Genomic DNA, 22,293 nt, shown 5'->3' with positions numbered 1-22,293 from the left:
GGACCAGCCTCAGCCGTAGGCCGCCGTGGAGAGATCCGCGGCGGCCTGCTGCGTCCGGACCGTCACGTCCTCGGGCACCGGGGTGGCCGCGGCCGCCCGCGCCTGCCACAGCTGGAGCGCCACCACCCGCGTCGCCGCCTCCTCGGCCCGCTCCCGCGGGACCCGGCCGTCGAGGATGGCCCGCCGCAGGTTGTCGTGCGTGGCGGTGGTGTCCGCCGGCATCAGCAGCAGGTCGGCGCCGGCAGCCAGCGCCTTCACCGCCGACCCGGGGGTCGCCATCACCGCGCCCATCCCGAGGGAGTCGGTGATCGCCACGCCCTCGAAGCCGAGCTCCTCGCGCAGGTAGGCGTAGGCCTCCGGCGCCAGGCTCGTGGGGAGCCCCTCGGTCTCGAGCGCCGTGACGTCGAGGTGCCCGACCATGATGGCCGGCGCCCCGGCCGCCACGGCGGCCTCGAACGGCACCAGGTCGCGGGCGCGAAGGTCCTCCAGCGAGGACGTGATCACCGGCAGGCTCTCGTGGGAGTCGACGGTCGCCGAGCCGTGCCCCGGGAAGTGCTTGGGGGTGCTGACGATGCCGGCCCGCTCGTAGCCGCGGACGGCGGAGGTCACCGCGGTCGCGGCCACCTCGGGGTCCGAGGACGGCGAGCGCGTGCCGATGGTGACGTCCGCGGCGCCCACGGTGACGTCGGCGACCGGGGCGAAGACCCAGGTGAAGCCCAGGCCGCGGAGCTCGGTGCCGGTCCAGCGAGCGGCCTCGCGCACCGCGCGGCGACCCGCCCCGCCCGACGCGGTGACGGCCACGCCGGCGGTGGCGAAGGCCGGGAAGGTGGTGGCGACCCCGGAGAGGTGGGAGACGCTGCCGCCCTCCTCGTCCACGCCGATGACGGCGGGCACGTCGGGGCGGGTCTCGCGGACGGCGGCCTCGACCGCCGCGGTCAGCGCCCGCACCTGCTCGCCGTCGGTGACGCTGTCGGGGGTGACGCAGACCCCGGCCAGACCGAGGTCGCGCACGAGCGCAGCGGGCACCGTCGGGTCGGGCGAGGCGAAGCGGCCCACGATCACCTGCCCGGCCAGCGCGGCCGCGGACATCTCCGCCACCAGGGCACGGGCCTGCTCGACCTCGCCCAGGGTGGGGCCCCACGACGTGGGGGTGTCGGCGTCCGCGGCGGTGTCGCCGGTGTCGATACCGGTGTCGGTGCTGGTCTCGGGCTCGTCCGTCCCACTGGGCCCGCTGCTGCGCCGGGCCACCGGCGACCCGGTCGCCTCCGAGGCGACGTCCCCGCCACTTCCCGTCAACCGGGTGCCGGCCCAGGCAGCCGCGGAACCCAGCGCGCCGGCGCCGAGCAGCCCCAGGCCGCCCAGCACGACGCCACGGCGGCTGCGGCGCGGGCGCAGGCCGCGGTGGCGGTGCGGCGTCCGGTCCACGGGGCGCTCCCCCTCGGGGCCGTTCACCGGGCGTCCTCCTGCAGCCGGGCCAGCACCGCGGCGACGCGCTCGCGCAGGTCCTCGCGGGTGCCGGTGTTCTCCACGACGTGCGTGGCGACGGCCAGACGCGCCTCGCGCGTGGCCTGCGCGGCGATGCGGGCGGCGGCCTCCTCCGGGGTCCAGCCACGGGTGGAGACCATCCGCTCGATGCGGACGTCGTCAGGCGCGTCGACGACGAGGACGGCGTCGAACTCCCCCGCGCGGCCGGTCTCGGCCAGCAGCGGGATGTCGTGGACCACCAGGGCGTCGGGGCCGTGCTCGGCCCGGGCCGCCTCCTCCAGCTCCGCGCCCCGGGCGCGGACGAGCGGGTGGATGATCGCCTCCAGGCGGGCGCGGGCGTCGGGGTCGCCGAAGACGAGGCGTCCCAGCGCGGGGCGGTCGAGGCCGCCGTCCTCGGCGAGGACGCCGGCGCCGAACGACGCGACGACCGCCTCGAGCCCGGGGGTGCCCGGCTCGACGACCTCGCGGGCCAGGCGGTCGGCGTCGACGATCACCGCACCGGCCTCGGCCAGCAGCGCCGCGACGGTGCTCTTGCCCGAGGCCACTCCTCCGGTCAGGCCCACCCGCATGCGGCACATGCTAGGTCGGCGACCCGCCCCGACCCAGCCGACAGCGCGCCCACAGGGGTGGGCGGACGCCCTGCGGGGGTCAGACGGGAACGGAGGCGCCCAGCAGCACGACCCGCGCGGGCGCCAGGACGGCGGCGGAGGGCTCGCGCCCGTCCACGCCGGCCTGCAGCAGGGCACCGTCGACGGCGGCCATCAGCAGGTCCGCGAGCTCGCCCGCCTCCACGGTGGGTCGACGGCCGGCACCCTCGACGGCGGCCACCAGCAGGGGGCCGAGCCGGGCGCGCAGCACCCGCTGGTGCTCCGCGACCACCTCGCGCGCCGCGTCGGACGTGGCGGCGCTGGCCAGGAGCGACATGCGGGCCACCGCGTAGGCCGGCCGCAGCGGCAGCACGGCGACGACGTCGGCCACGGCTCGCTCGAGGTCGAGCGGGCCTGCGGCGACCCTGCCGGCGACCTCCGCCTCCAGGTGGGTCACCAGCGCCTCGGCCCGCTCGCCCCACACGGCGACGAGCAGCTCCTCGAGGTCGGAGAAGTTCGAGTAGAACGCGCCACGGGTGAACCCCGCGCGGCGGCAGACGTCCTGCACGCCCCAGGAGACCGACCCCGTCTCGTCGACCAGGTCCGAGGCGGCCTCCACCAGCCGGGCACGTGTCTGCTCGCGGCGGCGCGGGGCGGCGGTCATGACGGCATCCTGCCTCCGGGCATGGCCAACAGCACACTCGATGCACTTTGTATTGAATGCATTCTGCATCGTAACGTGGAGGCATGACGACGCCGCCTGAGACCGAACCTGAGACCGAACCCGAGACCGAACCCGACACCACCACCGGCACCGGCACCGGGCACCCGGCCGGCCACTCCCCCTGGCTCTCCCGCCGCACGGTGCTGCTGGTGCTGGGGGCGCTGGTGCTCCAGCTCGGCTTCGTGGCCGGGTACGTGGGGGCCTTCCACGACCCGACCCCGCACGCGGTCACGATCGAGGTCGCCGGCACCGGCAGCAGCCAGGTCGCCGAGGCGCTCGACGGGCTGGAGGGCGAGCCGCTGGCGGCCGCGACCGCGGACACGGCGGCCCAGGCCCGCGAGGACGTCACCGACGGCACGGTCACCGCGGCGCTGGTGCTGCGGCCCGACGCCGACTCCGACCTGCTCGTCATCGCCTCCGGTGGCGGCACGTCGTTGGCGAGCGCCGTGGAGCAGGTCGTGACGGCGGTCGAGGCCGACCAGGGTCGCACCGTGACGGTCAGCGACGTCGTCCCGGTCTCGGACGGGGACGCACGGGGGCTCTCCGGCTTCTACCTGGCCCTGGGCTGGGTGGTGGGCGGCTACCTGGTGGCGAGCCTCGTCGGCATCGCCGACGGCTCCCGGGCCCGAGGACGCCGGCACGCGCTCGTGCGGCTGGCCGTGCTGGTGCCCTACGCGCTGCTGGGCGGCTTCGGGGGCTCCTGGGTGGTCACCGACGCGCTGGGCGTGTGGTCGGGGCACCTGCTGCCCCTGGGCCTGGTCGGCAGCCTGACGGTGCTGGCGGTGGCCGCGGTGACGCTCACGCTCCAGGCCCTGCTGGGCACGCTCGGCATCGGCGCCGCGATCGCCCTGTTCGTCATCCTGGGCAACCCCAGCGCGGGCGGCGCCTACCAGCAGCCGCTGCTGCCGGCGTTCTTCCGCGTCCTCGGGCCCTGGCTGCCCAACGGCGCCACGACGACCCTGGTGCGGGACACGGTCTACTTCGACGGCCCGCTCGGCGGCACCGGAGGCGGCTGGGGCCTCCTGGTGCTCGCCGGCTGGCTCGTCGTCGGGGCGGTCGGTTCCGTGCTGCTGGTGCGCCGGCCCGTCGGCCGGCCCACCACGGACGCGGCTCCCCTCAGCCCTGCACCGCTCCCCGCTGCACGAGCTTGAGGGTGCGGGCGGTCTCGAGGGCCGCGGAGGTGGCCTCCCAGCCCTTGTCCTCCTTGGAGCCCTCCAGCCCGGCACGGTCGAAGGCCTGCGCGTCGTCGTCGCAGGTGAGCACGCCGAAGCCGACCGCGGTCGTGTGGTCGAGCGCGACCCGGGTGAGGCCGTCGGTGGCGGCGTTGCACACGTAGTCGAAGTGCGGGGTGCCACCGCGGACGACGACGCCGAGGGCGACGACCGCGTCGTAGCCCTGCGCGGCGAGCGCCGAGCAGACCACGGGCAGCTCGAAGGTGCCGGGCACCCGGACGACGGGGGCGTCGGTCACCCGGTAGGCGTCCAGCGCGCGCTGGGCGCCGGCGAGGAGGCCGTCCATCACCTGGGTGTGCCAGGAGGCGGCGACCACGGCGACCTTGAGGTCGCTGCAGTCCATGGGCTCGGTCGAGGGGGCTCCGTGTCCGCTCATGCGTGTGCTCCGTTCGGGGTGGAGGTCGGGGTGGAGGTCGGGGTCGTGGTGCTGGTGGTCTCGTCGTCCAGGTCGGGCAGGACGTGGCCCATGCGGTCCCGCTTGGTGAGCAGGTAGGCCAGGTTGTGGTCGTTGGGGTGGGTGGCCAGCGAGACCCGCTCGACGACGTCGATGCCGTACTCGACGAGGTTCGCCACCTTGTCGGGGTTGTTGGTCATCAGGCGCACCCGCTCGATGCCCAGGTCGCCGAGCACCTGCCGCGCAGCACCGTAGTGACGTGCGTCGGCGGGCAGGCCCAGGTCGAGGTTCGCGTCGACGGTGTCGCGGCCGCCGTCCTGGAGCTCGTAGGCCTGGAGCTTGGCGAGCAGCCCGATGCCGCGGCCCTCGTGGCCGCGCAGGTAGATGACGATGCCGCGGCCCTCGCGGGCCACGCGCTGCAGCGACTCCTCCAGCTGGGGGCCGCAGTCGCAGCGGGCGGAGCCGAAGACGTCGCCGGTCAGGCACTCGGAGTGCACACGGGTGAGCACCGGCTCGCCCGAGGCGAGGTCGTCGAGGTCGCCGTAGACGAGCGCCACGTGCTCGGAGCCGTCGACGTTCATCCGGTAGCCGACGGCGGTGAAGTCGCCGTAGCGGGTCGGGAGCCGGGTCTCGGCCTGTCGCTCGGCCAGCACCTCGGTGCGGCGACGGTAGGCCACGAGGTCCTCGATCGAGATGAGCGCGAGGTCGTGCTCGTCGGCGAAGGCCCGCAGCTCGGGGGCCCGCTTCATGGTGCCGTCGTCGTTGGTCAGCTCGACCAGCACGCCGACCTCGCCGAGGCCGGCCATCCGGGAGAGGTCGACCGCGGCCTCGGTGTGGCCGCGACGGGCCAGCACCCCGCCCTCGCGGTAGCGCAGCGGGAAGACGTGGCCGGGGCGGGTCAGCTCCCACGGCTCGGTCGCGGAGTCGGCCAGCACGCGGGCGGTCTTGGCCCGGTCGGCGGCGGAGATGCCGGTGGTCACGCCGTCGCGGGAGTCCACGGAGATCGTGTAGGCGGTGCGGTAGGCGTCCCGGTTGTGCGGGGTCATCAGGGGGATCTCGAGCTCGTCGAGCCGCTTGCCCGACATCGGCACGCAGATCACGCCGCTGGAGTGCCGGATGGTGAAGGCCATCAGCTCCGGGGTCGCCTTCGAGGCGGCGAAGATGATGTCGCCCTCGTTCTCGCGGTCGGTGTCGTCCACGACGACCACGGCCTTGCCGGCGGCGATGTCGGCGACGGCGCGCTCGACCGTGTCGAGGCGGACCTCGCGCAGCTCGGCGTTGGCGTGCGGGGCGTCGGCGTCGTGCCCGTCCTTCGGGTCCGCCCCGAAGGAGTGCCACTGGTCGTGCTGGGCGTCGGGGTGGTCGTGGTCGCTCATGCGCGGACTCCTTCGTGCTGCCCGTTCTCGGCGTCGGGCCGGGACTCGAGCGGGGGCTGGGGGGTGTCGCCGCTCGTGGCGGGGGCGACGCGGGCGCTGACGCGCCACCAGGTCACGAAGCCCCACACGACGAACACGGCGTAGAACAGGTACATGAAGGCCGTCGGGTAGTAGCCGGCGTCCACGAGCGTGGTCACCCCGACGACGTCGACCGCGATCCAGACGAGCCAGAACTCCACCCAGCCGCGGGCCATGCCGTAGGTGGCGAGCATGGAGCCGGCGAGGATCCACGCCTCGGTGGTGGGCGAGTACGAGCCGATGACGCCGAGCAGCAGGTAGCAGACGACGTAGCCGACGACCGCGAGCGCGAGCAGCAGGGCCCGCTCGCGACCCGTCGCCCAGCGCGGAGCGACGGCACCGCCGTCGTCCGCCCGTGCGGAGCGCCGCCACTTCCACCAGCCGTAGGCGCCGACGGCGGCGAACATGATCTGCCGGCCGGCCTGGCCCCAGAGCGGCTCCTCGGTGACCTGGCCGATCTCGCCGCCGAGGAAGACGGTGAAGAGCAGGACGTTGCCGACGAGCCCGACCGGCCAGGCCCACACGAGCCGGCGCATGCCGAGGATCGCGCTGGCCAGGCCGAAGAGGTTGCCGACGACCTCGCGGACCGACAGGTAGCCCCCACCGACCTCGATGGTGCCCTCCAGCAGCCACGTGACGGGGTTCATCACTGGCCCTCGACGCGGTGGGCGAGCAGCTTCTCGACGTGCTTGGCGATGACGTCGATCTCGAGGTTGACCCGGTCGCCGACGGCGCGGGCGCCCAGCGTGGTGCGGGCCAGGGTCTCGGGGATGAGGCTGATGGTGAAGGAGTCGTCCTTCACCTCCACGACGGTGAGGCTGACGCCGTCGACGGTGATCGAGCCCTTCTCCACCACGTAGCGGTTGAGGTCGCGGGGCAGGGAGACCTCGACGACCTCCCAGTGCTCGCTGGGGGTGCGGGCGAGGATCTCGCCGTAGGCGTCGACGTGGCCCTGGACGATGTGTCCGCCCAGGCGCTTCTCGGCGGTGACGGCGCGCTCGAGGTTGACCGCGTCCCCGGCGGCGATGCCGGCCAGGCTGGTGCGGTGCAGCGTCTCGGCCATGACGTCGGCGGTGAAGGAGTCGATGGGGCCGTCGGGGTCGGAGGCGATCGCCTCGACGACGGTGAGGCAGCAGCCGTTGACGGCGATGGAGTCGCCCAGGCCGGTGCCCTCCAGCACGAGGGGGCCGCGGAACGTCAGGCGGGCGGCGTCGCCCACGTCGGTGACGTCGACGACGGTGCCGAGCTCCTCGACGATGCCGGTGAACATCTCTCACTCTCCTTCTGCGGCGCGCGGGCCGGCGGCGAGGCCGTCCGTGCGCAGGGTGAAGCGGACGTCGGGGGTCTCGCCCTCGACGACGGGTTCCAGGACGGCGACGTCGACGACCCGGGGACGGTAGGCCTCGGCGATGGTGCCGATGCCGAGGTCGGCGACGGCCGAGCGGCCGGCGCCGAGGAGGAAGGGCGCGGTGTAGCAGACGATCTCGTCCACCAGGCCGGCGCGGAGGAAGGCGCCCGCGAGCGTGGGGCCGCCCTCGAGGAAGACGTGCTGGCGGTCGCGGGCGTAGAGCTCGGCGAGGGCCTCGTGGGGGTCACGGGTGCGCAGCAGCACCGTCTCGGCGTCGTCGTTGAGAACGCGCTTGGTCGCCGGCACCTCGCGCAGGCCCATGACCGCGCGCAGCGGCTGGTGCGGCAGGGGGTGGCCGTCGTCGTCGCGGACGGTGAGCAGCGGGTCGTCGTCGAGGATCGTGCCGGTGCCGACCATCATCGTGTCGGCCAGCGCCCGCAGCCGGTGGGTGTCGCGACGGCTGGCGGTGCTGGAGACCCAGCGGCTGGTGCCGTCGGGGGCGGCCGAGCGGCCGTCGATCGTGGCCGCGAGCTTCCAGGTGACGAACGGGCGACCGTGCTCGACCGCGAAGGTCCACACCTCGTTGAGCGCCCGGGCCTCCTCGACCAGCAGACCGGACTCGACCTCGACGCCGGCGTCGCGCAGGGTCCGGGCTCCCCCGGCGGCGACCGGGTTCGGGTCGGCCTGGGCGTGCACGACGCGGGCGACACCGGCCTCGAGCAGCGCCTGGGCGCAGGGCCCGGTGCGGCCGGTGTGGTTGCAGGGCTCGAGGGTGACCACGGCGGTGGCGCCGGTGACGTCGATCCCGGCCGCGCGGGCCCGGGCCAGCGCGTCGGCCTCGGCGTGCGCGGTGCCGGCGCCGCGGTGGTGACCCTCGGCGAGCACCTCGCCGGCGGGCGACAGGATCACGCAGCCTACGCGCGGGTTCGGCCCCAGCGGCACGCCGGGGGTCGCGGCCAGCGCCAGGGCGCGGCGCATCGCCTCGGTCTCGGCAGCCTGCGCGTTCATGTGGTGCGTCCTCGTCCGGTACGGGCCCGCGGGACTCCGGGGTCGCGTTCGGACGCAGGGGGACGCTCGCGCCGGCTCCGCGCGCACGACGGTGCGCGGGGGTCGACGGACCGCTCCCACTGCTGCGTGCGCTTCCCATCCGGACTCTCACCGTCGGTCCAGGAGTTCCACCTGGTCAGCCGGCCGCTGGCTGCGGCCGGGTCGCGGACTTTCACCGCCGGCTCGGATTTTCACCGACCCCAGAGCACGCGAGCGTGGTGCTTGCTCGTCACCCGTAGTCAACCACGATCGGGCGTGGTTGTTCCCGCGGGGTGCGTCACACGGGACGCACGGGGCGCCTCAGCGGGGGTCGCGGCCGTACCGGGTGAGCACACGGTCGTGCTCGTCGAGGGTCGCGACCTCGTCCGGCGTCAGCGGGCACGGCGCGAACGCCTCGTCCGCGGCCAGCAGCGGCCCGGCGTCGGTCGCGAAGGCGTCGAGGAAACGCACCACGGGGGCGTCCAGGCGGACGTGGCGGCCGGTCGCCCGGCCGACGTCCCAGGCGTGGACGGCGAGGTCGACGGCCTGCGCCGAGGTGCGCGGGTGGCTGGAGAGCTGCTCGTGCCAGGACGCGAGGACGTCCGCGCCGACCGGCTCGATCCCGACCTCGGCGAACACCTGCTCGTGGTTCTCGGCCACGTGGGTGAGCAGGTCGGAGACGGTCCAGCCGGGGCAGGTGGGGACGGCGGCGTCCAGCTCGGCCACGGCGAGCCCGGCGGTGGCGGACCGGAAGGCGTCGGCGGCGCGGCGGTAGGCCTCGCCGGACTCGGGCAGGCTCATGCGCCGGCCCCGCTCACCGCGGCGGCGGCCGTCTCTCGCAGGGCGACGACCATCGCGTCGGGGTCGTCGGCGGAGTAGACGGCGGAGCCTGCGACGAACGTGTCGGCGCCGGCCTCGGCGCAGCGCGCGATCGTCTCCAGCGAGACCCCGCCGTCCACCTGGAGCATGAGGTCGAGGCCGTGCTTGTCCGTCATGGCCTTGGCCCGGGCGATCTTCGGCAGCACGAGGTCGAGGAACTTCTGGCCGCCGAAGCCGGGCTCGACGGTCATCAGCAGCAGCATGTCGAGCTCGCCCAGCATGTCCTCGTACGGCTCCACCGGGGTCGCCGGGCGCAGCGCCATGGAGGCGCGGCCGCCGGCGGCGCGGATCTCGCGCGCGAGTCGCACCGGGGCGGCTGTGGCCTCCACGTGGAAGGTCACCGACGCGGCGCCTGCCTCCACGTACGCCGGGGCGTGCCGGTCGGGGGCCTCGATCATCAGGTGCGCGTCCAGCGGGAGGTCGGTGCTGCGCGCGAGCGCCTCGACCATCGTCGTGCCGAAGGTGAGGTTCGGGACGAAGTGGTTGTCCATCACGTCCACGTGCACCATGTCGGCGCTCGGGATGCGGGCGACCTCCGCGCCCAGGGCGGCGAAGTCGGCGTTGAGGATGCTGGGTGTGATCTGCATGGCCACGCCGCCGATCCTGTCAGACGCGCAGCGCGGGGCCCCCACCCTCCTCGCCGTGCTGGTCGGAGGACCCGTCCCAGCGGGCCGCCGCGCTCGTGGTGGGCACGAGCACGTGCAGGGCGTTGCGCTCCACGCGGAAGGACGCGGGGGTCGTGGCGACCAGCTCGCCGTCGGCGTTGACCGGCAGCGCGCTGCCGTCGGGCGCCTCGGCGTGCACCCGCACGGCCGGGGTGCGGACGTGGTGCACCAGCTCGTGCTCGATGAACCGCCCGTCCTTGAGGAACCGGACGATCGAGACGTGGTCGCCCAGCCGTCCGCGGCTGATCGCGTAGACGTCGAGGGTGTGGTCGTCGATGGACGCCTCGGGCCCGACGAGGTTGCCGCCGCCGTGGCGCACGCCGTTGCCGACGGTGACCTGGAGGACGTCGTCCAGCTCCAGGGGCGGCCGGTCGCCGGCGGGGAACTCGAGCCGGGCCGCGAAGCCGGGCGTGCCGCGGTAGGCCATCAGCGTGGCGGCGGGGTAGGCCAGCGGGCCGAGGCGCTTCTTCAGCCGCGGGGTGAGCCGCTCGGTGACGGCCACCGACAGCCCGATGCTGGCGGCGTTGAGGAACGAGTGGTCGCCGGTGCGGCCGAGGTCGACGTCCACCACGTGCCCCTCGACGAGGGCGCGGACGGCGCCGCGCAGGTCGACGGGGACCTCCACGGTGCGGGCGAAGTCGTTGGCGGTGCCCAGCGGGAGCACCCCGAGCACGGTGCCAGTACCGGCGACGCGGTGCGCCGCCGCGGTGACGCTGCCGTCTCCCCCGCCCACGACGAGCAGGTCCGGCTGCTCGGCCACCGCGCGGTCGAGGGCGACCGCCATGGCAGCGCCGTCGGCCAGGACGCGCAGGTGCGCGTGGCCCCAGCCGGCGGCGGCGAGCTGGGCCCGGATCTTCGCCGCCGCGCCCGGGGCGCGACGTGCGCCCGCGTTCAGCAGCACCTGGACGTGGCCGAACCGACGGCGGGACGCGGCGGGCGGGGACGACGGCTGGGTGCTCATGCCTGCGACCCTAGGCAGCCCGTGCGCGAGACCGGCTGGCCGACGGCTGAGCGGCGACTGTGAAGGTCGGCTGTGAAGGTCGGCTGCGACATGAGCCGGGAACGTCGGAGCCCTCCCGACCCCCGGAGGCTGGGCCGGGGACCGGAAGGGCTGGACGTCGGGCGTGGGAGGGGCCGGACCTCGCTGTCCGGGCATGACCGCCGGCGCCCGCCGGGCTCGCGCCCCGACCGTGGTCGGGCTCCTCCGCGAGAACCTCGGGGACCGAGCGGTTCCTCGATCACGTGGACGAACCTAGGCACCCTGCTTGAGCGGAGCCTGAGAGCCCACCCCAGGAGAACCTGTGTGCTCCGGGTCTCAGCCGTCGGTGTCCGCGGCCGAGGGTTCCTCCGCCTCGTCCCGGGCCGCCCACTCCAGCAGCGGGGCGAGGTCGAAGGGGTGGTCGTCGATGTCGGCCATGAGGTCGCCGACCTCGGCGAACCGGGCGGGCACGGTGGCGATGGTGAAGTCGCGCGGGTCGGCCTCGGGCACCTCGCTCCAGCGCAGCGGGGTGGAGACCCGGGCGTCCGGCAGGCCGCGGACGGAGTAGGCGGCGGCGATCGTGTGGTCGCGGGCGTTCTGGTTGTAGTCGACGAAGACGGCCGAGGGGTCGCGGTCCTTCGTCCACCAGGTCGTCGTGGCCTCCGGGGTCCGGCGCTCGACCTCGCGGGCGAACGCCCAGGCGGCACGGCGGACGTCGGGGAACCCGTGCTCGGGCCGGACCCGCACGTAGACGTGCAGGCCCTTGCTGCCGGACGTCTTGGGGTAGCCGACGGCGCCCAGCTCGTCGAGCACCTCCTGGACGACGCCGGCGACGCGCTGGACGGTCGCGTAGTCGCACTCCGGGCCCGGGTCGAGGTCGATGCGCCACTCGTCCGGCTTCTCGGTGTCGGGGCGGCGGCTGTTCCAGGGGTGGAACTCGACCGTGGACATCTGCACCGCCCAGATCACCGCGCCCAGCTCGGTGACGCACAGCTCGTCGGCCGTCCGGTTCCACCGGGGGAAGTGGAGCCGGACGGTCTCGACCCAGTCGGGAGCGCCCGCGGGAAGCCGCTTCTGGTGCACCTTCGGGCCGTCGAGGCCCTGGGGGAACCGGTGCAGCATGCACGGCCGCTCCCACAGGGCGTTGACGATGCCCGGCCCGACGGCGAGGTAGTACTCGACCAGGTCCAGCTTGGTGGCGCCCGTGGCCGGGAAGTAGACCCGGTCGGGGTTGCTCACGCGGACGACGCGGTCGTCCACCTCGATCTCCACCGACGGCGGCTTGCTGGGCATGGGGCGAGGCTAGCGGTCAGTCCCGACGCAGGAGGGCGAGGAACATCGCGTCGGTGCCGTGCCGGTGCGGCCACAGCTGGACCGTGCCCTCCAGGGGCCCCCGGCTGCCGGGCACGTGGGCGAACGCCGGGCCCAGGTCGACCAGCGAGACGTCGCGGCGCTGCGCCAGCGCGCTCTCCACGACGTCGGCGGTCTCGGAGAGCACCGGGGAGCAGGTCGCGTAGAGCACCAGGCCCCCGGGGCGGACGAGGTCCAGCGACGCCGCCAGCAGCCGCCGCTGGAGCATCACCAGCTCGAGCAGGTCCTCCGCGCGGCGGCGCCAGCGGGCCTCCGGACGACGCCGCAACGCGCCGAGGCCGGTGCAGGGCGCGTCGACGAGCACCCGGTCCAGGGAGCCCGGGGCGAAGGCCGGGCGGGTGCCGTCGCCGACGACCACCGCACCGGCGCCGGGCACCGCGGTGCCGTCGGCCAGGGTCAGGTTGCGGCGGACCAGGCCGGCCCGGTGCAGCTGGCGCTCGTGCGCGGTGAGCACCGCACCGGACCCGGCCGCCAGGGCGGCCAGCAGCGCGCTCTTGCCGCCCGGGCCGGCGCACAGGTCCAACCAGCGCTCGTCGCGGCCGTCGAGGTCGGCGCCGGCCAGGGCCGTGGCCACGAGCTGCGAGCCCTCGTCCTGGACGCCGGCGCGGCGCTGTGCCACGGCCTCGACCGCGCCCGGGTCCCCGCCGTCGAGGTGCACGCCGTGCGGCGAGTAGGGCGTCGGCTCACCGGGCAGCTCCCCCCGGGTCGACAGGCCCGGCCGGGCGACCAGGGTGACCCCGGGTGCGACGTTGTCGGCGGCCAGCAGGTCGCTGACGTCGTCGTCGGGGTGGGAGGCGTGCAGCGCCTTGCGCAGCTCGGCGACGACCCAGGCGGGGTGGGCGTGCACGAGGGCGTCGTGGGCGACCGGGTCGGCCTCGCGGGCCGGGGCGAGCTCCTGCAGCCAGTCGTCCAGGTCGCGCGAGGCGACCTTGCGCAGCACGGCGTTGGCGAACCCGGCCGCCCCCTGGTTGGCGACGTGCCGCACGAGGTCGACCGTCGTCGAGAGCGCCGCGTGCGCGGGCACCCGCATCGACAGCAGCTGGTGGGTGCCCAGGCGCAGCGCGTCGAGCACCGGCGGGTCCAGCGCGCGCAGCCCGCGCGCGGAGCAGGCACCGATGACGGCGTCGTAGGTGGAGCGGCGGCGGATGGTGCCGCTGGCCAGCTCGGTGACGAAGCCGGCGTCGCGGCCGGCCAGGCCGTGCTTGCGCAGCACCGCCGGCAGCACCAGGTTCGTGTAGGCGTCCTGGGTGCGCACCGTGGTGAGCACCTCGTGGGCGGCCAGGCGCGTGACGTCGACGCGCGGGGGTCGGCCACCGACGGGACGCTGGCCGGGGCGGGTGCCGCGGGGGCGGGGACGGGACGGACGCTCAGGCACGTCGACCTCCGTCGACCCAGCCGCGGGCCAGCGTCTTCGGCGCCTTGGCCAGCCAGGCGTCGGTGAGGTGCTCGGCGAGCTCCTCGCGGCTCATCTCGCCGACCCGGGAGGCGCGCAGCAGGACCGCGCGGGAGCGGGTGCGGGCGAAGTGCTCGATGGTGAAGAACGGGGTGCTCGGGTCGTCGACCAGCGCCGCCGCGTCCTCGAGGGAGGCGGTGGAGAGCACGAGGACGTCGTCCCACTCCTCCCCCGTGACCGGGTCGGTGCAGTCGTGCCGCGGGTGCCGGTACAGGACGAAGCCCTTGCCGCGCACCAGCCAGGTGGGCACGTCGCCCCACGAGGTGCCGAGGGTCGCCTCGGGCAGCGCGCCGCAGATCGCGTCGACGTCGTCGGGCGTGGCGGGGCGGTCGGTGCCGCTCGTCGCTGCCACCTCAGCCACCCAGCCGGACGCCGGCCTCGAGCCGCGCCCCGCGCGCCCAGGCGGCCGCGTCCATCTGCTTCTTGCCGAAGGCCTTCACCTCGCCGAGTCGGACCGCGGTGGTGCCGGTGCCGACGAGGACGTGGTTCTTGCCCACCTCCAGCACCCCGGGCTCGAGGACCTGGTCGGTGTGCTGCACCGGGAACAGCTTGAGCCGCTCGCCCTCGTGCGTCGACCAGGCGCCGGGGAACGGCGTGCACGCACGGACCTGGCGGTCGATCGCCACCGCGGGCTGCGTCCAGTCGACCTCGGCGTGCTCGACGAGGATCTTCGGGGCGAGACTGACGCCGTCCTCGGGCTGCTCCCGCGCCTCCAGCTCGCCGGACTCCAGGCCGTCCAGGGTGCGGACGAGGAGGTGCGCCCCGCCCTCCGCGAGCCGACCGAGCAGGTCGCCGGCGGTGTCCTCGGGTCGCACCCGCTCCGTCATCACGCCGAAGGTCGGGCCGGCGTCGAGCGCCTTGACGATGCGGAACGTCGTCGCGCCGGTGACCTCGTCACCGGCCCAGATGGCGTGCTGCACCGGCGCGGCCCCGCGCCACGCGGGCAGGCAGGAGAAGTGCAGGTTGATCCAGCCCAGCCGCGGCACGTCGAGCGCCGACTGCGGCAGCAGCGCACCGTAGGCGACGACGGGGCAGGCGTCCGGCTCGAGGGCGGCCAGCTGCGCCTGGAACTCGGGGTCGCGGGGGTGCTCGGGCTTGAGCACGGGCACGCCCAGCTCCTCGGCGCGCTGCGCGACGGGGCTGGCCACCAGCTTGCGGCCCCGCCCGGCGGGGGCGTCGGGGCGGGTGACGACCCCGACCAGGTCGTGCGCGGACGCGGCGACGGCCTCGAGCGCGGGCAGCGCCACCTCGGGGGTGCCGGCGAAGACGACCCGCATCAGATGCCGAACCCGTTCATCGGGTGGGGCGAGACCTTCACGGTCGGCTTGTCCAGGCCGAACCACTCCGCCTCGCGGATGGCCCGCATGGCGGCCTTGCGGGTCTCGGTGTCGAGCCGGTCGACGAACAGCACCCCGTCGAGGTGGTCGGTCTCGTGCTGGATGGCGCGGGCCAGGTAGTCCGAGCCGTGGATGGTGACCGGCTCGCCGTGCATGTCGAAGCCGTGGGCGACGACCGAGAGCGCGCGCAGGCACTCCCAGGTCATGTCCGGGATGGAGAGGCAGCCCTCGAGGCCGTCCTGCGTCTCCTGGGAGAGCTCGAGCGTGGGGTTGACCAGGTGCCCGACGGTGCCCTCGACGTGGTAGGTGAACACGCGCAGGCCCACGCCGATCTGGGGCGCGGCCAGGCCGGCGCCGGGCGCCGCGAGCATGGTGTCGGTGAGGTCCGCGACGAGCGTGCGCAGCTCCTTGTCGAAGTCCGTCACCTCGACCGCCGGCTTGCGCAGGATCGGGTCGCCGAAGAGTCGGATGGGCTGGACTGCCATGGCTGTGATCCTAGGTGTCGCGGCCCGGCCTCCCGAAACCCCGTCGCCTCCGACGGCCGCTGCTGAGAGGGTGCCCCCGTGCACCTCGTCCTGCTCCTCGGGCCGCCCGCCGTCGGCAAGATGGCCGTCGGACGGCGCATCGCCGCGCGCACGCGCTACCGGCTCTTCCACAACCACGCGACCATCGAGCCGCTGCTGGAGGTCTTCGACTGGGGCACCCCGCCCTTCGAGACCCTGAAGCTGGAGTTCCGGCGACGCGTGATCGAGGAGGCCGTCGCCAGCGGCGTGCCCGGCCTCGTCCTGACCCTGGTCTGGGCCTTCCAGCTGCCCGAGGACACCGCCTACGTGCGCCACCTCCTCGCCCCCGTCCTGGACGCCGGCGGCCGGGTCGACTTCGTCGAGCTCACCGCCACCGAGGAGACCCGGGTGGCACGCGAGGGCACGCCCGAGCGCCTGGCCGCCAAGCCCTCCAAGGCGGACGTCGCGTGGGCACGCGCCCACGTGCGCGAGGCCGGGCGCACGCACGTGATGAACACCGGACCCGAGCAGCCGTTCCCGCTGCGCGACCTGCCGGGGTCGCGGCACGTCGTGGTGGCCAACGACCACGGCGACGCCGACCAGACGGCGGGGCGGGTGTGCGAGCTCCTGGGCCTGCCCCCACTGCCCTCCCTGCCCTCGCGGCCGGGGGCGGGGAGCCCTCAGAGCGAGTAGGGGTCCACCTGGATGCGGACGGGCTCGAGCTTGCGGGCCGAGCGCACCCGCTGGAGGTCTCCGAGCGCCGCCGACAGCGCCGCGCCGCGGCTGCGCGGCACGCGCACCACGACGCGGTGGCCCGGGTCCTCGCCCGCCAGCGGGTCCACCGGCACGGGCCCGAGCACCTCGGCGCCCTCGGGCGCGTCGAGCAGCACCAGGGCGTCGTCCAGCGCCCCGGCTCCCCCGGTGAGCACCGCGAGCCGCGACACCGGCGGCAGGTGGGCCTCCCCGCGGCTGGCCGCCTCGCGTGCCGCGAAGCCCGCCATGTCCCACCGGACGAGCGCCTGGACCGCCGGGTGGGCGGCGTCGCCCACCACGAGGACCCGCCCGCCGGGGCGCACGAGACCCGCGGCGTTCGCCCACCGGCGCAGTGCCTCCTCCTCGGTGCGCAGGTCGGGCCGGGCCAGCAGCAGCCACGCGTCCAGCAGGACGACGGCGGCGTAGCCGTGCTCGGCCACCGGCTCGGCGCCCGGCGTGGCGACGACGACCTGGGGCCGGTCGGGCACGGTGTGCAGCACGTGGTCCCCGGCCGAGGTCCGCACCCGGGCGCGCGGCAGGGCACGCCCGATCTCCTCGGCGGTGCGCGCCTGGCCCAGCACCGGGGCTCGCAGACCGTGGTCCCCGCACTCGGGGCAGGCCCACGCCGGCTGCTCCGCGCCGCACCAGCCGCAGGCGGGCGGGGTGGTGGGGCCGGTGAGCCGCAGGGGTCCGGTGCAGGCCGGGCAGCGGGCCGGCGTCCGGCAGCGCTCGCAGGCGAGCGTCGCGGCGTAGCCGGCCCGGGGGTTCTGCACCAGCACGGGGCCGTGCTCGAGCGCGTCGCGGAGCAGGTGGTGCACCTGCTGCGGCATCCGCGCGGTGCGGGCGTGCGGGTCGCGCAGGAGGTCGTGCTCGCTGGCGCCGGCCACCTCGATCCGGGCAGCGGCCCGGACGACGTCGCGTCGCGCCCCCAGCTCGTGGGCCCAGCCGGAGCGCACCAGGTGGTCGGCCTCGACCGTGCGGGCGAAGCCGCCCACCAGCGCCGCGGCGCCCTCGCTCTCGGCGCGCAGGAGCAGCACCTCACGCGCGTGGGGGTAGGGCGCCCGCGGCTCGGAGAGCAGGTCGTCGCCGTCGTCCCAGACGACCACGAGGGAGAGGTCGGCGACGGGGGCGAACGCCGCGGCGCGGGTGCCGACCGCGATGCGGGCCTGCCCGTGCAGGAGCCGCAGGAAGTGCCGGTAGCGCACCGCGGGGCCGAGGTCGGCGGTGAGCAGCGCGTGCTGGGGGGCGCTGCCGGCGCGCTCCGCGGCGGCGGTCAGCGCGGCGTCGAGCCGGGCGACGTCCTTGCCGTCGGGAGCACACACGACGACGCCACCGGGAGAGGCCAGCGCGGCCTCGGCCACCAGCACCGCCCAGTCGGTGCCCGGCGGAGGGCTCCAGACCGCGCGGGGGGCGCCTCCGGCCCGCAGGTGGCCGAGCCAGGCGGCGGCGTGCTCGTGCGCGCCCCACGCCTGCTCCGCCGCCCCGGCGGGCACCGGACGCAGCGGCGGCACGGGGTCGGGCCGGACCTGGGCCTCCTCGGCCTCGGCGGTGGCGTGCCGAGGAGGCACGGCGAGCCGGAGCACGTCGGCGCGGGTGCCGGCGTAGCGCCGTGCGACCTCCTCGGCCAGGGCGGCGACCGCCGGGGTCAGCACCCGCTCGGCGCCCACGACCCGCTTGATCGGGGCGAGCACTCCGGCGTGCTCGGAGGTCGCGCACCGCTCGAGCAGCCAGCCGTCCGCGTCCTGCCCGGCGAAGCGCACCTTGACCCGCACCCCGGGACGCGCGGAGGCGTCCAGCTTCGCGGGCACGGCGAAGTCGAAGACCCGGTCCAGGTGGGCGGGCGGCAGGTCGAGGAGGACCCGGGCGACCGGCTCGGTCTCGGCCGGGGTCACCTGGACGGCGTTGCGGGCCCGGGTGGCCCGGGCCTTGGCCTCACGGACGCCCGCCAGCCCCGGCAGCAGGTCGGGCTGCTCGTCGGCGGGGTGTGGTGGCGGGCTCACGCGAGGATTCCTACCAGGGCCCACCGACCCCGCCGGCGACCGGTCGGGGTCGGTGGAGGGCTCAGCGGCCGACGGCTGCCGCGAGCGCCTCGGCGCGGTCCGTGCGCTCCCAGGTGAAGTCCTCGAGCTCACGGCCGAAGTGTCCGTAGGCGGCGGTCCTCGCGTAGATCGGCCGCTTGAGGTCGAGGTCGGCGATGATCGCGGCCGGGCGCAGGTCGAAGACCGCGAGCACGGCCTCCTGGATCTTCTCGTCCGGCACGGTGCCGGTGCCGAAGGTCTCCACGAACACGCCGACCGGCTGCGCCTTGCCGATCGCGTAGGCGACCTGCACCTCGCAGCGCTTGGCCAGGCCGGCGGCCACGACGTTCTTGGCGACCCAGCGCATGGCGTAGGCGGCCGAGCGGTCGACCTTCGACGGGTCCTTGCCGGAGAAGGCACCGCCACCGTGGCGGGCCATGCCGCCGTAGGTGTCGACGATGATCTTGCGGCCGGTCAGGCCCGCGTCGCCCATGGGCCCGCCGACCACGAACGTGCCGGTCGGGTTGACCAGCAGCCGGTAGCCGTCGGAGTCGATGTCGAACTGCTCGAGCACCGGCGCGATGACGTGCTTGGCGATGTCGGGCTGCAGCTGGGTGTCGAGGTCGATGCCCTCGGCGTGCTGGGTGGAGAGCACCACGGTGTCGATGCGCCGGGCCACGCCCTCGTCGTCGTACTCGACGGTGACCTGGGTCTTCCCGTCGGGGCGCAGGTAGGGCAGCGTCCCGTCCTTGCGGACGGCGGTGAGCCGCTCCGCCAGGGTCTGGGCGATCTTGATCGGCAGCGGCATCAGCTCGGGCGTGTCGTCGCACGCGTAGCCGAACATCAGGCCCTGGTCGCCGGCGCCCTGGAGGTCCTTCTCGTCCACGGACGCGGCGGTGCGGTGCTCGTGCGCCTTGTCGACGCCCTGGGCGATGTCGCCTGACTGGCCGCCGATGGCGACCATGACGCCGCAGGTCTTGCCGTCGAAGCCCTTGTCGGAGTGGTCGTAGCCGATGTCGAGGATCTTCTGGCGGACGATGTTCTTGATGTCCACGTAGCCCTTGGTGGTCACCTCGCCGGCCACGACGACCAGGCCGGTGGTCAGCAGCGTCTCGACGGCCACGCGGGAGTGCGCGTCCTGCCGGAGCATCTCGTCGAGGACGGCGTCGCTGATCTGGTCGGCGATCTTGTCGGGGTGCCCCTCGGTCACCGACTCGGAGGTGAACAGGCGTCCGGTCATGTGTGTCGTCCTCGATCCTTCGTACCGGCGGGGGTGGCCCGCCCACGGTAACCACCGCGGGCGTCACCCGGGTGGCGTGTCTCAGCGGCGCCCCGGTCGGGGGCCGTCGTTCAGCGTGCGTGGGTGGTTCGGAGCAGCACCTGGTCCCAGATGGCGTGCGCGAGCACCCGTTTCGCAGCGCGGGGCACGGCCGTCTCGGCGCCGTCGGCCCCGAGGATGACGGCCTCGTTCTCGTCCGCGCCGAAGACGGCTCCCCCCGCCACGTCGTTGACGACCAGCAGGTCGCAGCCCTTGCGGGCCAGCTTGGCCCGCCCCAGCTCCAGGACGCTGCCGGTCTCGTCCCCGGTCTCGGCCGCGAAGCCGACCACGACCTGGCCGGCGCGCGGCCGGTCGTGGGCCAGCGTCGCCAGGATGTCCGGGTTCTGCTCCAGCGCGACCGGGTCGACGGTGCCGTCGGCCCGCTTCTTGATCTTGACCCCGGAGTGGCTGGTCGGCCGGAAGTCGGCGGGCGCGGCGGCCATGACGACCGCGTCGGCGTCCTTGGCGGCCGTCAGCACCGCGTCGCGCAGCTGCTCGGTGCTGACCACGGGCACGACGTCGACGCCGGCCGGGTCGGGCAGCGAGGTGTTCGCGGCGACGAGGGTGACGCGTGCGCCGCGGGCGGCCGCGGCGCGGGCCAGCGCGTAGCCCTGCTTGCCCGAGGAGGCGTTGCCGAGGAACCGGACGGGGTCGAGGTGCTCGCGGGTGCCGCCCGCTGAGACGACCACGTGCCGGCCCGCGAGGTCGGCGACGCCGGGGCGGGCCAGCACGTCCACGCACGCCTCGAAGATCTCCACCGGGTCCGGCAGCCGGCCCTTGCCGGTGTCGGCGCCGGTCAGGCGTCCGCTGGCGGGCTCGAGGACGACGACGCCCCGCTCACGCAGCGTCGCCACGTTGGCGACGGTGGCCGGGTGCTCCCACATCTCGGTGTGCATCGCCGGGGCGAGCACCACCGGGCAGCGGGCGGTGAGCAGCGTGGAGGTCAGCAGGTCGTCGGCGCGCCCGTGCGTGGCGCGGGCCAGGAAGTCGGCCGTGGCGGGCGCGACCACCACGAGGTCGGCCTCGCGGCCCAGCCGCACGTGCGGCACCTCGTGGACGTCCTCGAAGACCCGGGTGTGCACGGGCTTGCCGGAGAGCGCGGCCCAGGTGGGGGCACCGACGAACTCCAGCGCGGCCGCGGTCGGCACGATGGTGACGTCGTGGCCGGACTCGGTGAACCGGCGCAGCAGCTCGGCGGCCTTGTACGCAGCGATCCCGCCGCTGACGCCCAGGACCACGCGGGTCGGGGCGTCGGCGACGGGATCGCTGGCGCGGGTCTCGTTCACCCGCGAGGCTTCACTCGGAGAAGTCGGCCGCAGCGGCGTCGGCAGCGGCCTGCTCGGCGGCGAGCTCGGCCGGGTCGACGTGCTCGAGGGTCAGCAGGTCCTCGTTGACCTCGCGCAGGGCGATGGAGAGGGGCTTCTCCTGGACGTGGGTCTCCACGAGGGGGCCCACGTACTCCAGAAGACCCTCGCCCAGCTGGGAGTAGTAGGCGTTGATCTGGCGGGCACGCTGCGAGCCGTAGAGAACCAGCTGGTACTTGCTGTCCGTCTTGCTGAGCAGGTCGTCGATGGACGGGTTCGTCACGCCCACGGCCTCGATGTTGGGGGCAGCCACGCTGATGAGCCTCACAAAGTCTTCTCGGGGGTGCAGGTCGGTGCGCCGGCGGACGCTAGGGCCGGACCTGCGGGTCGGCCGTCATCAAGGTTACCAACTCGTCGGCGGCCTCATGAACTTCGTGGTTGACGATGGTGACGTCGAACTCCGGCTCGGCCGCCAATTCGTCGCGAGCGGTGGCCAGTCGGCGCTCCCGCTCCTCCTCGGTCTCGGTGCCTCGACCGACGAGCCGGCGGACCAGCTCCTCCCACGACGGGGGCTTGAGGAACACCTGGAGCGCCTCGGGCATGGAGTCGCGGACCTGCCGCGCCCCCTGGAGGTCGATCTCCAGCAGCGCCGGGCGCCCGGCGGAGAGCGCCTCGTCCACCGGACCTCGCGGGGTGCCGTAGCGGGCCACCTTGTGCACGACCGCCCACTCGAGCATGTCGCCCGCGTCGACCAGGCGGTCGAACTCCGCCTCGGTGACGAAGTGGTAGTGCACGCCGTCGACCTCGCCGGGGCGGGGCTTGCGGGTCGTCGCGGAGACCGAGATCCAGACGTCGGGGTGCTGGTCGCGGACGGCGGCGGCCACGGTGCCCTTGCCGACGGCGGTGGGCCCGGCGAGGACGACGAGCCGGCTGCGGGCCGGCCCGTCGGTGGTGCGGGAGGGAGCGGGAGGGGTCACAGACCCGCGTCCGCGCCGAACTCCTTCTCGAGCGCAGCGACCTGCTTCGAGCCCAGACCACGGACGCGGCGGCTCTCGGCGATGCCGAGGCGCTCCATCATCTGACGGGCGCGGACCTTGCCCAGGCCCGGCATGGACTGCAGCAGGTCGACCACGCGCATCTTGCCGATGACCTCGTTGGTCTGGCCCTCCTTGAGCACCTCAGAGATCGAGGCACCGGAGTTCTTGAGCCGGTTCTTCACCTCCGCACGCTCCCTGCGGGACGCAGCAGCCTTCTCGAGCGCCGCCTGGCGCTGTTCGGGGGTCAGCGGGGGAAGGGCCACGGGCTCAATCCTTCTACGCGGTGGGTGGTGCAGGGCGGGGCCAATCTAGTCACACGTCCGGGTGAGCGGCAACGCGGGCCACCACACAGGTGCGCGCTGGACGTCCGACAGGCGCCCGGCGGGGGCCCCGGAGCGCCGGCTCACGGCCGTTCGCGCCGGTCAG

The 22,293-nt window shown here is 75.0% G+C and carries 24 protein-coding genes and 1 riboswitch; of the genes, 2 read left to right on the top strand and 22 right to left on the bottom strand.

Annotation, left to right across the window (positions count from 1 at the left end):
• Positions 1-9: 9 nt before the first annotated feature.
• From M8330_RS00265 to M8330_RS00255, 3 genes are all read right to left on the bottom strand, one after another.
• The gene (locus M8330_RS00265; RefSeq protein WP_250825693.1) at positions 10-1,452 is read right to left on the bottom strand and encodes a glycoside hydrolase family 3 N-terminal domain-containing protein; all 1,443 of its coding nucleotides are present in this window, start codon (positions 1,450-1,452) and stop codon (positions 10-12) included.
• The gene (gene coaE, locus M8330_RS00260) at positions 1,449-2,054 is read right to left on the bottom strand and encodes a dephospho-CoA kinase (protein ID WP_250825692.1); all 606 of its coding nucleotides are present in this window, start codon (positions 2,052-2,054) and stop codon (positions 1,449-1,451) included. Before coaE ends, M8330_RS00265 begins: the two co-directional genes overlap by 4 nt.
• 79 nt (positions 2,055-2,133) lie before the next feature.
• On the bottom strand, positions 2,134-2,736 hold the full coding sequence (locus tag M8330_RS00255) for a TetR/AcrR family transcriptional regulator (RefSeq protein WP_250825691.1): 603 nt from the start codon (positions 2,734-2,736) through the stop codon (positions 2,134-2,136).
• Positions 2,737-2,819: 83 nt separating this feature from the next.
• Between M8330_RS00255 and M8330_RS00250 the strand changes: the two genes are divergently transcribed.
• Positions 2,820-3,947, top strand: a complete 1,128-nt coding sequence (locus M8330_RS00250; protein WP_250825690.1) for an ABC-2 transporter permease — start codon at positions 2,820-2,822, stop codon at positions 3,945-3,947.
• Here M8330_RS00250 and ribH read toward each other — a convergent pair.
• From ribH to def, 13 genes are all read right to left on the bottom strand, one after another.
• Positions 3,913-4,404, bottom strand: coding sequence for a 6,7-dimethyl-8-ribityllumazine synthase (gene ribH, locus M8330_RS00245; RefSeq protein ID WP_250051788.1), 492 nt, complete (start codon positions 4,402-4,404; stop codon positions 3,913-3,915). The genes M8330_RS00250 and ribH overlap by 35 nt on opposite strands.
• On the bottom strand, positions 4,401-5,798 hold the full coding sequence (locus M8330_RS00240) for a bifunctional 3,4-dihydroxy-2-butanone-4-phosphate synthase/GTP cyclohydrolase II (protein WP_372490065.1): 1,398 nt from the start codon (positions 5,796-5,798) through the stop codon (positions 4,401-4,403). The genes ribH and M8330_RS00240 overlap by 4 nt, the downstream gene beginning before the upstream one ends.
• Positions 5,795-6,526, bottom strand: coding sequence for a nicotinamide riboside transporter PnuC (pnuC, locus tag M8330_RS00235; RefSeq protein ID WP_372490064.1), 732 nt, complete (start codon positions 6,524-6,526; stop codon positions 5,795-5,797). The genes M8330_RS00240 and pnuC overlap by 4 nt, the downstream gene beginning before the upstream one ends.
• Positions 6,523-7,146 carry a riboflavin synthase gene (locus tag M8330_RS00230; protein WP_250825688.1) on the bottom strand — a complete coding sequence of 208 codons (624 nt, stop codon included), beginning with the start codon at positions 7,144-7,146 and terminating at the stop codon, positions 6,523-6,525. The genes pnuC and M8330_RS00230 overlap by 4 nt, the downstream gene beginning before the upstream one ends.
• Positions 7,147-7,149: 3 nt before the next feature.
• A complete protein-coding gene (ribD, locus tag M8330_RS00225) occupies positions 7,150-8,232 on the bottom strand; it encodes a bifunctional diaminohydroxyphosphoribosylaminopyrimidine deaminase/5-amino-6-(5-phosphoribosylamino)uracil reductase RibD (protein ID WP_250825687.1) in 1,083 nt (360 codons plus the stop codon).
• Positions 8,233-8,354: 122 nt separating this feature from the next.
• A riboswitch (FMN riboswitch) is annotated at positions 8,355-8,484 on the bottom strand.
• 87 nt (positions 8,485-8,571) lie between these two features.
• Positions 8,572-9,051 carry a maleylpyruvate isomerase N-terminal domain-containing protein gene (locus M8330_RS00220; protein WP_250825686.1) on the bottom strand — a complete coding sequence of 160 codons (480 nt, stop codon included), beginning with the start codon at positions 9,049-9,051 and terminating at the stop codon, positions 8,572-8,574.
• Positions 9,048-9,716 carry a ribulose-phosphate 3-epimerase gene (gene rpe / locus M8330_RS00215; RefSeq protein WP_250826031.1) on the bottom strand — a complete coding sequence of 223 codons (669 nt, stop codon included), beginning with the start codon at positions 9,714-9,716 and terminating at the stop codon, positions 9,048-9,050. The genes M8330_RS00220 and rpe overlap by 4 nt, the downstream gene beginning before the upstream one ends.
• 19 nt (positions 9,717-9,735) lie before the next feature.
• A complete protein-coding gene (locus M8330_RS00210; RefSeq protein ID WP_250825685.1) occupies positions 9,736-10,755 on the bottom strand; it encodes a YegS/Rv2252/BmrU family lipid kinase in 1,020 nt (339 codons plus the stop codon).
• Between the two features lie 354 nt (positions 10,756-11,109).
• Positions 11,110-12,066, bottom strand: a complete 957-nt coding sequence (gene ligD / locus M8330_RS00205) for a non-homologous end-joining DNA ligase (protein ID WP_250825684.1) — start codon at positions 12,064-12,066, stop codon at positions 11,110-11,112.
• A 16-nt stretch (positions 12,067-12,082) separates the two neighbouring features.
• Positions 12,083-13,519, bottom strand: a complete 1,437-nt coding sequence (locus M8330_RS00200) for an RsmB/NOP family class I SAM-dependent RNA methyltransferase (RefSeq protein WP_250825683.1) — start codon at positions 13,517-13,519, stop codon at positions 12,083-12,085.
• Complete coding sequence (locus M8330_RS00195) at positions 13,512-13,949, bottom strand: MmcQ/YjbR family DNA-binding protein (RefSeq protein WP_250825682.1); 438 nt, start codon at positions 13,947-13,949, stop codon at positions 13,512-13,514. Before M8330_RS00195 ends, M8330_RS00200 begins: the two co-directional genes overlap by 8 nt.
• 1 nt (position 13,950) lies before the next feature.
• Positions 13,951-14,874, bottom strand: coding sequence for a methionyl-tRNA formyltransferase (fmt, locus tag M8330_RS00190; protein WP_250051770.1), 924 nt, complete (start codon positions 14,872-14,874; stop codon positions 13,951-13,953).
• Positions 14,874-15,419, bottom strand: a complete 546-nt coding sequence (def, locus tag M8330_RS00185; protein WP_250051768.1) for a peptide deformylase — start codon at positions 15,417-15,419, stop codon at positions 14,874-14,876. The genes fmt and def overlap by 1 nt, the downstream gene beginning before the upstream one ends.
• A 78-nt stretch (positions 15,420-15,497) precedes the next feature.
• On the opposite strand from def, the gene M8330_RS00180 reads away from it, so the two are divergent.
• Positions 15,498-16,130: a DEAD/DEAH box helicase family protein gene (locus M8330_RS00180; RefSeq protein WP_250825681.1), complete on the top strand. Its 633-nt coding sequence runs from the start codon at positions 15,498-15,500 to the stop codon at positions 16,128-16,130.
• Here M8330_RS00180 and M8330_RS00175 read toward each other — a convergent pair.
• The 6 genes from M8330_RS00175 to mihF form a co-directional block, all read right to left on the bottom strand.
• On the bottom strand, positions 16,118-18,190 hold the full coding sequence (locus M8330_RS00175; protein ID WP_250825680.1) for a primosomal protein N': 2,073 nt from the start codon (positions 18,188-18,190) through the stop codon (positions 16,118-16,120). The genes M8330_RS00180 and M8330_RS00175 overlap by 13 nt on opposite strands.
• A gap of 61 nt (positions 18,191-18,251) precedes the next feature.
• On the bottom strand, positions 18,252-19,448 hold the full coding sequence (gene metK / locus M8330_RS00170) for a methionine adenosyltransferase (protein ID WP_250825679.1): 1,197 nt from the start codon (positions 19,446-19,448) through the stop codon (positions 18,252-18,254).
• Between the two features lie 110 nt (positions 19,449-19,558).
• Positions 19,559-20,812 (bottom strand): bifunctional phosphopantothenoylcysteine decarboxylase/phosphopantothenate--cysteine ligase CoaBC, encoded by a 1,254-nt coding sequence (coaBC, locus tag M8330_RS00165; protein WP_250825678.1) that lies wholly within the window; start codon positions 20,810-20,812, stop codon positions 19,559-19,561.
• 10 nt (positions 20,813-20,822) lie between these two features.
• On the bottom strand, positions 20,823-21,143 hold the full coding sequence (rpoZ, locus tag M8330_RS00160) for a DNA-directed RNA polymerase subunit omega (protein WP_250051758.1): 321 nt from the start codon (positions 21,141-21,143) through the stop codon (positions 20,823-20,825).
• A 55-nt stretch (positions 21,144-21,198) separates the two neighbouring features.
• Positions 21,199-21,807 (bottom strand): guanylate kinase, encoded by a 609-nt coding sequence (gene gmk, locus M8330_RS00155; RefSeq protein WP_250825677.1) that lies wholly within the window; start codon positions 21,805-21,807, stop codon positions 21,199-21,201.
• Complete coding sequence (gene mihF, locus M8330_RS00150) at positions 21,804-22,130, bottom strand: integration host factor, actinobacterial type (protein ID WP_250051754.1); 327 nt, start codon at positions 22,128-22,130, stop codon at positions 21,804-21,806. Before mihF ends, gmk begins: the two co-directional genes overlap by 4 nt.
• Positions 22,131-22,293 lie beyond the last annotated feature (163 nt).

The organism is Nocardioides bruguierae (assembly GCF_023656415.1).
GTDB lineage: Bacteria > Actinomycetota > Actinomycetes > Propionibacteriales > Nocardioidaceae > Nocardioides > Nocardioides bruguierae.
This window is presented reverse-complemented; position numbering and strand designations above follow the sequence as displayed.

Excerpts from the sequence above, each read along its gene's own strand:
- rpe (WP_250826031.1), bottom strand. The coding sequence starts at position 9,716 with ATGCAGATCACACCCAGCATCCTCAACGCCGACTTCGCCGCCCTGGGC.
- metK (WP_250825679.1), bottom strand. The coding sequence starts at position 19,448 with ATGACCGGACGCCTGTTCACCTCCGAGTCGGTGACCGAGGGGCACCCC.
- M8330_RS00220 (WP_250825686.1), bottom strand. The coding sequence starts at position 9,051 with ATGAGCCTGCCCGAGTCCGGCGAGGCCTACCGCCGCGCCGCCGACGCC.
- M8330_RS00255 (WP_250825691.1), bottom strand. The coding sequence starts at position 2,736 with ATGACCGCCGCCCCGCGCCGCCGCGAGCAGACACGTGCCCGGCTGGTG.
- fmt (WP_250051770.1), bottom strand. The coding sequence starts at position 14,874 with ATGCGGGTCGTCTTCGCCGGCACCCCCGAGGTGGCGCTGCCCGCGCTC.
- M8330_RS00250 (WP_250825690.1), top strand. The coding sequence starts at position 2,820 with ATGACGACGCCGCCTGAGACCGAACCTGAGACCGAACCCGAGACCGAA.
- M8330_RS00240 (WP_372490065.1), bottom strand. The coding sequence starts at position 5,798 with ATGAGCGACCACGACCACCCCGACGCCCAGCACGACCAGTGGCACTCC.
- ribD (WP_250825687.1), bottom strand. The coding sequence starts at position 8,232 with ATGAACGCGCAGGCTGCCGAGACCGAGGCGATGCGCCGCGCCCTGGCG.
- M8330_RS00230 (WP_250825688.1), bottom strand. The coding sequence starts at position 7,146 with ATGTTCACCGGCATCGTCGAGGAGCTCGGCACCGTCGTCGACGTCACC.
- def (WP_250051768.1), bottom strand. The coding sequence starts at position 15,419 with ATGGCAGTCCAGCCCATCCGACTCTTCGGCGACCCGATCCTGCGCAAG.
- ligD (WP_250825684.1), bottom strand. The coding sequence starts at position 12,066 with ATGCCCAGCAAGCCGCCGTCGGTGGAGATCGAGGTGGACGACCGCGTC.
- ribH (WP_250051788.1), bottom strand. The coding sequence starts at position 4,404 with ATGAGCGGACACGGAGCCCCCTCGACCGAGCCCATGGACTGCAGCGAC.
- M8330_RS00210 (WP_250825685.1), bottom strand. The coding sequence starts at position 10,755 with ATGAGCACCCAGCCGTCGTCCCCGCCCGCCGCGTCCCGCCGTCGGTTC.
- coaE (WP_250825692.1), bottom strand. The coding sequence starts at position 2,054 with ATGCGGGTGGGCCTGACCGGAGGAGTGGCCTCGGGCAAGAGCACCGTC.